Consider the following 7,558-nt stretch of genomic DNA (forward strand, 5'->3'; position numbering starts at 1 on the left):
TCACATGGATGCACTACGGCTTTCTTCTACTGTCGCCATTTTCCTTCTACCGTTGCACAAGCGGTGGCTAGTTTCACTATGCTTGTCGTCCTTTTGCTGAATCAAAATCAGCTTTTTGTCTACCAATCCGCAGGTTTGCTCCTCCCCCTTTTAACACTAACGTCTTCATCTCCCGTCTGCATGTTCGCTACACCCGCGACACATTCCCTGAAGACTTGATTTTCTTACAAACTGCCAACCGTGAATTATTCCAAGGGCGTTATGTTTTGCAATATCCATTTGAAGGGGAACTAAAGTGTGAGGCAGGTAAAAAATACAAACAGTCTTTGCCCAAGCGTTTTGAAGAAGAAGCGCAGACTCTAGCTAGGTTAACCAACGGGAATATCCAAGATATTCGCAAAAAAATGAAGCTGAGTGTCGGAAATCTCACATACACCTGGTTGGAAAATGTCCAGTCCTGGTTTGGATTAGATTGAGGGGAGTGGGGAGTGGGGAATGGGGAATGGGGATGAGGGAGATGAGGGAGATGAGGGAGAACAAAAATAACCATGCCCAATGCCCAATCCCCAATGCCCAATGCCCAATGCCCAATGCCCCATGCCCCATGCCCAATGAATAAATCTTGACGAAAATTTTTTAGAGTGTTGTTATACGCAATACTAAGATATTCTTGCTTTCTTCGCCAAGATTCTCATGGTTCAATTCGATGAACACCTACGCCGCTTAGTTAGCGAAGCCTGTGAACACCCATCTGGAAGTCCTCAGCGTCAGAAGCTGCTCACGCAAATTATTCGCTTGAGTGCAAGTAGGCTCTGGAGAGAAAGTACTCCTTACTATCAAGATGCACTACAACAAACTTGGTTGTATTTTTGCCGCAATGTTTGTGAAGGTTTGACAGGTCAAACCTATGACCCCACCTATGGCAGTGTCATCACCTGGCTAAATGCTTACCTAAAACGGAGACTGCAAGACTTTTACATTAACCAGAACCGGGAACAAGCCACAACAGTCCCTCTTTGGATTCGTCAGTCTACATCGAGTGGAATAAGAGAAACCATTGATCCTGTAGATAACCTCCCTGCTACCCCCCAAGCACCTCCCATTCTGGAAGACTTGGAGATATGGGCTAAGACAGATTCTGAAGGAGAACTGTGCAGTACTTACATTAAAGGGCGTCCAGATGTGAATTGTCAGGTATTAATTCTCAAACGCTTACCCCCGGAAGTTAGCTGGAAAGAATTATCTGAGGAATTTGGGTTGTCAATTCCGACATTAAGCAGTTTTTATCAGCGCCAGTGTCTACCACGTTTGCGTAAATTCGCAGAATTACAGGGATTGTTATAAAAATACGTTGTTTCAGGCTTTTCTTAATTCTTTTGCGATCGCAAATAGACCATGCTATAGGAAACATTGCTCATACGTGTCAACAAAAGCCTAGAAATGGCTTAACTGTTGCCTTCCTCACCCGCCCTGAACTGAAGTTCAAGGCTAATAGCTAAAGTCTACTGAAGTAGACTAAATATTTTTGGGTATATTTAGTAATCTTTAGATTACTTTTGCTATTAGCAAGGAACTGAAGTTCCTTGCGGGACATAACTTTTACGTTAAGTTGACACCAATGGGCAAAGACAAGCCCTTACTAACGTATTTGTATCATTATTAAAGTGAAATGGTATTAGTTGTTTTTAATCCAGAAACTGAGAGGATTATCCAATGGATACCTTAGATAATTATCGACGCATAATTAAAGAGGTATTAGTACCCTACACACAAATTCCTTATTCCCATGCAGCTATTGAATGTAAAGCAGTCTTTGATAGTGAAAATAACAGCTATTTACTGATAACTCTAGGCTGGGATGGTGTCAAGCGAATTCATGGTTGCTTAGTTCATATTGACATTATTGATGGCAAAATCTGGGTGCAACGAGATGACACAGAAGATGGTGTGACCTACGAATTAGTAACAGCAGGTATTCCCAAAGAGAAAATTGTTTTAGGATTTCACCCGCAAAATGTCAGGCAACATACGGGATATGCTGTTTCATGAGTTTTAAAATATACTATAGCAGTCCGCTTTGATTTTTGAAATTATTTGCGTAGAGAGGGAGTAGGGAGTGGGGAGTGGGGAAGAAGCCTTTTCGGGGTGTACTGATTTTTTCAGAAATCAGTACGAGTCTTATATAAACTTTTTCACATCTTGACTTCTAAGGGCAAAATTACAGTGAAAGTAGAACCAACTCCCACCTCGGATACTAAGTTAATTTGACCTTGTAGTAGTTTCACTAAGCGGGAGACGATCGCAAGTCCCAATCCTGTACTATCAGGGAGATAGGGACGATCGCTAAAACTGACGCGAAAGTAGGGTTCAAATATCTGGGCTTGGTTTTCTGGTGCAATGCCAATTCCAGTGTCAGAAACCGCGATCGCCCATTTCTGATTCTCCAACACCTGACACATTATAATAATAGTCCCCGACTCTGTATAGCGAATCGCATTACTAATAAGATTTGTAACAATTTGTTGCAAATGAAAAGGATCTGTGGTTCTCTCTTTGAGAGCGCGTTCGCAATCTACTACGACTTTTAAATTTTTCCCAGCAGCTAAAGGTTCCAACATTTCACAGACATTATTGATTAATTCACGCACATCGGTGGGTGCTAGGTGGAGTTTTATCTGCCCTGCGTCATACCGCGAAAGTTCTAATACATCGTTGATGAGGTGGAGTAATTGTCTACCATTGCGTAGTACCCGCTCAATATGTTCGAGATTGATAGAAGTGTCTTTTAACCGAGTCTTTCGTCGTTGTTGGCGTAAAAACAGATCCGAGTAACCAATAATGGAAGTTAGGGGATGTTTCAATTCGTGGGCTAGTTGTGAAAGATACTCTTGATTTGCGCTCATTAAGCGGGTGAGTTCATCATTATGAAGTGTTAGTGATGACTGCAACTGCTGTAATTCTCGCAACCGCTCTTCAACATAACTCTTGAAACAGCGAGCGATCGCTTCGTCTATGATAGCGTCAATCAAACGCATGGAACGAATTATCTCTACAGGTGTTCCCCCCAATAAATCTGCTTGTAGGGCATCAAATATTACTGTTCGCAGCAGATGATATTCTCTGGCAATTTCTGCCGGATCAAAGCCTTGTTCGGCTCGAATAGCTCCATGCTGGAAACTGGCAGTAACTATTGACTGAATATCATTATCTTGATGTTTTGAAAGCACTGTCACCATTGCTTTCAAAACATCAGGGATGTGATCCTTTACTGCTGTGTAAGATAGGTCATCAGCACTTTCAATCCGTCTATCCTTGCGAACTGCTGCAACCCATTTGTCGATGATGGTGTCCGTTTTTTCAGCCAGTACTTTACTAAAATCCATTATGTTAAATATCAGCTAGGAGATAGATGAGTAAATTTCCATATCCAATTAGTTTAGCGAGTGCAGTGAGTATCTACCAAATTTACCAATTTTCTTCACCTGCCAAAAGGAATAGATTATACATGCTCTTTTGTTTGCTGATTAACTAACCGTATATAAAATTTTCTCAGCATAATCTATTTTGTATTAAAAAATATTAATCAAGCACGTAACATTCTTGATGCTTGGCTCGACTATATTATTTAGCTGTCTGTGCAAGGACTTCACTACAACACAACTAAAAATACGAGCTTTATTTATTACGTGCAGTTGCGAAAAAACACTTAGCTTTAGTATTAAAGTCAACAAAGTTTATCATAAGATAGATGGCTTTTACTGAGGATCGATGTTATATTGTGCATAATTTAGTATCCATTAGAGTAAGTCAGCCTAATTCAGCGTGTCACAGTGCATAACGCTGGAGCGGAGAAACCAAATTGTGGGGCGTATCTTATAGAAAGTGAGGAGTTGAGAGTGAGGAGTTAGAAGTTACTAATACTAATACTAATATTTAACTCATAACTCATAACTCATAACTTTCTTGTGAAGGGCATCTCTCAGCCCTAGCCCGTCAGCTAACTTCGTAGGCATTGAGAGGAGACTGAAGAGACGGCATTTTTATAATGTTTTGATCTCATTGGTGTCCAAGGCTGGTACTGCTCGGATTTTTTGTACCTGCACTTAAATCTGTTGAGGTCGTAAATGATATTTCAATTAAATTTGGCTGCGATCGCAGCGATCGCAGGACAAGCGGCTTGGAAAAAGGCAAAACCTGTCATTGTTAGAGATGTCTTCTTTCTACCTGTATTGGGCTTCTTGGGAATAATTGTGTTGTGGTGGATTGTTGCACTTGCCAACCATGAATTGATGCCCACCCCACCAGAAGCGCTAATCGCCAATCTAGACTACATCTCAAATCCTTTCTACCAAAGAGGCCCAGGCAACTTAGGAATTGGTTGGTTGTTGATCGCAAGTCTGCGTCGGGTATTACTGGGCTTTTTGTTAGGTGCGGTAGTAGCGATTCCTCTGGGCTTTCTAATTGGTATGTCTAGACCAGCAATGCTAGCGCTCAATCCGATCATTCAAATTTTTAAACCCGTATCGCCCCTAGCTTGGCTGCCCATCGCCTTAGCAATTTTCAATTTGGCAGATCCTTCAGCCATTTTTGTCATCTTTATTACTTCTTTATGGCCGACAATTATAAATACTGCTTTAGGAGTTTCTAGCGTTCCCAAAGATTATTTAGATGTGGCACGAGTATTGGAAATGCCCCGTTGGCGACGAATTACAAAAATCATCTGGCCTGCAAGTTTGCCGTATATTTTTACAGGTTTACGAATTAGTTTAGGGATAGCTTGGCTGGTAATCGTTGCCGTGGAAATGCTCACAGGCGGTATTGGTATCGGCTTTTTTGTCTGGGATGAATGGAGTCGCTTAAACCTGAGTTCAGTCTTTTTAGCTGTGTTGATAATTGGCTTAACTGGGTTAATTCTAGATTACGCCGTGGGCAAAATTCAAGAATTAGTAACTCGCCGCCCTACAGCTTCTAACTGATTAAATTTTTTCGCATCAAGACGCTAAGACGTTTTTTAATGCGCCTTTGCGTTAGCCTATCTTACAACCAAAATTAATCACCAATGGAGCTACAAGAATGGGTGATAATAACTGGACTCGACGAGACTTTATCAAAGGAATAGGAGCAACCACAACGGGAATAACGCTGTCCTCCTGTGCGATTTCAGGAGATAGATCCGCCAAAGGACTAACTGAAGAAGCCTTAGCTGTACAACCAGTAGTTAGATCCCAAGACCTAGAAAAATCCGATCTCACCGTTGGTTACGTTCCTGTTAATGATTGTGCGCCATTTGCGATCGCCTGGAAAAAAGGCTTCTTCCGCAAATATGGTTTGAACGTCAAACTCAACCGCGAAGCCAGTTGGGCCACCTCTCGCGACGGTGTAATTTTTGGTCGCCTGGATGCTTCACCTGTAGTATCCGGTGCCGTCACCAACGCCAGAATTGGTGCTGAAGGCGCACGCCACGCCCCCTTGTGTGCAGCCATGACCATTCACCGCCACGGTAACGCCATGACCATGAACAAAGCCATGTGGGATTTTGGGCTGCGTCCGTGGTACGAGTATCAAGAAAAATATGGTGATGGCGCGCTACAAGCTTTTGGGCGCGATTTCCGAGGCTACTTTGACCAGCAGCCGCCAGAACGCAAAGTTTGGGCAGTTGTTCTGAGTTCCGCCATTTACGAATACTTTATCCGTTACCTATCCGCCGCCGCTGGTGTTGATCCGCTTAAAGAGTTTCGCGTCATTATCGTTCCGCCCCCCCAAATGGTGACAAACGTGCGGATTGGTGCCATGCAAGCTTACATGGTTGCAGAACCCTGGAATACACGAGCAATAACAGGTAACGAAAACATCGGCTTTACCTTCGCACAAGGTAAAGAAGTCTGGTTGGGACACCCAGATCGACTTTTGGGGGTGATGGAATCTTTCATCGACAAATATCCCAAAACCTATCGTTCACTGGTCAAGGCGATGATTGAAGCTTGCCAATATTGCAGCAAAGTAGAAAATCGCCAAGAAGTAGCCGAACTGATTACAGACCGTTCCTTTACAGGTGCAAGACCCAAAAAGAAAGATGCCCCAATCACGAAGTTTACAAGTCCGGGAATTCTCGGCAATTACAACTATGGCGGCTTTGACGGCAAAGACCGCACCATCAAAGCCGCTGACACCACGATTTTCTTCGATATTCCTGACAACCTTCCCAAACGGCCAGGAGAACACTCCACATTTTTGTGGAGATCAAGAAGTATGTGGTTGATGACACAAGCAGCGCGGTGGGGACAAATTAAGGAATTCCCCAAAAATGCCGAGAAACTAGCAGAACTTGGCTGGAGAGCAGATTTATATCGGGAGATAGCATCTGAAATGGGCATTGAGTGTCCCAAGGATGATTACAAGGTCGAACCACCAGAAGTATTTATAGATAAGAAAGGCTTCGACCCCAGCGATCCTGTGGGCTATCTGAATAGTTTTGCCATCAGGGCTAACGCTCCCACTAACTTTTTCATGTCTTAAAAAATTTCAAGTTCAAATATTGACTGATGACTAAATTATTTCCGGAGCATTTTGATGATGGAATATACCTCATTACCTATTAATACCCAGACAGAAGTTCTGCCCCGCCCTGGATTTTTAGAAATTGAAAATTTAGTCAAGTCTTATCCGACACCTGATAAAGATAACTTTGTCGTTTTAGATGGGGTTAATCTGACGATTGGTGAAGATGAATATATTTCTGTAATTGGTCACTCTGGTTGTGGTAAATCAACCCTAGTAAAGATAGTAGCTGGTTTAGAAAAAGCCACTTCCGGCTCAGTCAGGCTAGATGGAAAAGAAATTCGTCAGCCAGGAGCCGAGCGAATGATGGTATTTCAGAACTATTCACTGTTACCTTGGTTAACCGTGCGAGAAAATATCCGGTTAGCTGTGGATGAAGTGTTAAAAAATGCTAATCGTGCCGAGAAAATTAGCATTGTAAATCAACACTTGGCAATGGTAAACTTGACTGCGGCGGCTGACAAATATCCTGATGAAATCTCTGGAGGTATGAAACAACGAGTAGGTATTGCCAGAGCTTTAGCAATTCGTCCTAAAATGTTGCTGATGGATGAACCTTTTGGGGCTTTAGATGCACTAACTCGTGGCAAATTGCAGCGCCAGGTATTGGATATTTGGGAAAATAATCGTCAGGCAGTGATGATGATTACCCACGATGTAGACGAAGCAATTTATATGTCCGATCGCATCGTCTTGATGACCAATGGCCCAGCTGCTAGTATAGGAGAGATATTAGAAGTTCCTTTTAAACATCCACGCGATCGCGCGGCCATGCGAAACTCAAAAGAATATTTTGAACTTCGCAACCACGCCCTAAATTTCCTTGATCGATATTTTGCCCAAGACGAGTAAATTTAGATTATCATTTTTTTTAGTGGGTAGCCTAATTCAAATTCATGAAAGCTGAATTTGGAACGGAGGAACCATATTGTGGGGCGTATCTCGCAGAGAGCGGCAATTTGAGAGTAAAAAGGAACTTCTAATATCTCTCCTATACTAG

General features: G+C 42.5%; 7 protein-coding genes, 1 pseudogene and 1 riboswitch. Of the genes and pseudogenes, 7 read left to right on the forward strand and 1 reads right to left on the reverse strand.

The annotated features are described in order from the left end of the window. Window positions 1–155 precede the first annotated feature (155 nt). The 4 genes and pseudogenes from LC574_RS17500 to LC574_RS17515 form a co-directional block, all read left to right on the forward strand. A pseudogene (locus LC574_RS17500) lies at window positions 156–476 on the forward strand (DUF2330 domain-containing protein); the annotation flags it as partial. A 5-nt stretch (window positions 477–481) separates the two neighbouring features. Then, on the forward strand, window positions 482–619 hold the full coding sequence (locus LC574_RS17505) for a hypothetical protein (RefSeq protein ID WP_229454681.1): 138 nt from the start codon (window positions 482–484) through the stop codon (window positions 617–619). A 74-nt stretch (window positions 620–693) separates the two neighbouring features. Next, the gene (locus tag LC574_RS17510) at window positions 694–1,344 is read left to right on the forward strand and encodes a sigma-70 family RNA polymerase sigma factor (RefSeq protein ID WP_229454682.1); all 651 of its coding nucleotides are present in this window, start codon (window positions 694–696) and stop codon (window positions 1,342–1,344) included. Window positions 1,345–1,713: 369 nt separating this feature from the next. Further along, the gene (locus LC574_RS17515) at window positions 1,714–2,049 is read left to right on the forward strand and encodes a XisI protein (protein ID WP_229454683.1); all 336 of its coding nucleotides are present in this window, start codon (window positions 1,714–1,716) and stop codon (window positions 2,047–2,049) included. 143 nt (window positions 2,050–2,192) lie between these two features. On the opposite strand, the gene LC574_RS17520 is transcribed toward LC574_RS17515, so the two are convergent. Further along, window positions 2,193–3,383 (reverse strand): sensor histidine kinase, encoded by a 1,191-nt coding sequence (locus LC574_RS17520; protein WP_229454684.1) that lies wholly within the window; start codon window positions 3,381–3,383, stop codon window positions 2,193–2,195. A 416-nt stretch (window positions 3,384–3,799) separates the two neighbouring features. After that, a riboswitch (cyclic di-AMP (ydaO/yuaA leader) is annotated at window positions 3,800–4,027 on the forward strand. Window positions 4,028–4,124: 97 nt separating this feature from the next. Between LC574_RS17520 and ntrB the strand changes: the two genes are divergently transcribed. The 3 genes from ntrB to LC574_RS17535 all read left to right on the forward strand — a co-directional run bounded on the left by ntrB (window position 4,125) and on the right by LC574_RS17535 (window position 7,410). After that, window positions 4,125–4,976, forward strand: a complete 852-nt coding sequence (gene ntrB / locus LC574_RS17525) for a nitrate ABC transporter permease (protein WP_229454685.1) — start codon at window positions 4,125–4,127, stop codon at window positions 4,974–4,976. 97 nt (window positions 4,977–5,073) lie between these two features. Further along, complete coding sequence (locus tag LC574_RS17530; protein ID WP_229454686.1) at window positions 5,074–6,516, forward strand: ABC transporter substrate-binding protein; 1,443 nt, start codon at window positions 5,074–5,076, stop codon at window positions 6,514–6,516. Window positions 6,517–6,573: 57 nt separating this feature from the next. Then, window positions 6,574–7,410, forward strand: a complete 837-nt coding sequence (locus LC574_RS17535) for an ABC transporter ATP-binding protein (RefSeq protein WP_229454687.1) — start codon at window positions 6,574–6,576, stop codon at window positions 7,408–7,410. Window positions 7,411–7,558 lie beyond the last annotated feature (148 nt).

The organism is Nostoc sp. CHAB 5715 (assembly GCF_020829685.1).
GTDB lineage: Bacteria > Cyanobacteriota > Cyanobacteriia > Cyanobacteriales > Nostocaceae > Nostoc.

Excerpts from the sequence above, each read along its gene's own strand:
- ntrB (WP_229454685.1), top strand. The coding sequence starts at position 4,125 with ATGATATTTCAATTAAATTTGGCTGCGATCGCAGCGATCGCAGGACAA.
- LC574_RS17535 (WP_229454687.1), top strand. The coding sequence starts at position 6,574 with ATGGAATATACCTCATTACCTATTAATACCCAGACAGAAGTTCTGCCC.
- LC574_RS17510 (WP_229454682.1), top strand. The coding sequence starts at position 694 with ATGGTTCAATTCGATGAACACCTACGCCGCTTAGTTAGCGAAGCCTGT.
- LC574_RS17520 (WP_229454684.1), bottom strand. The coding sequence starts at position 3,383 with ATGGATTTTAGTAAAGTACTGGCTGAAAAAACGGACACCATCATCGAC.
- LC574_RS17515 (WP_229454683.1), top strand. The coding sequence starts at position 1,714 with ATGGATACCTTAGATAATTATCGACGCATAATTAAAGAGGTATTAGTA.
- LC574_RS17530 (WP_229454686.1), top strand. The coding sequence starts at position 5,074 with ATGGGTGATAATAACTGGACTCGACGAGACTTTATCAAAGGAATAGGA.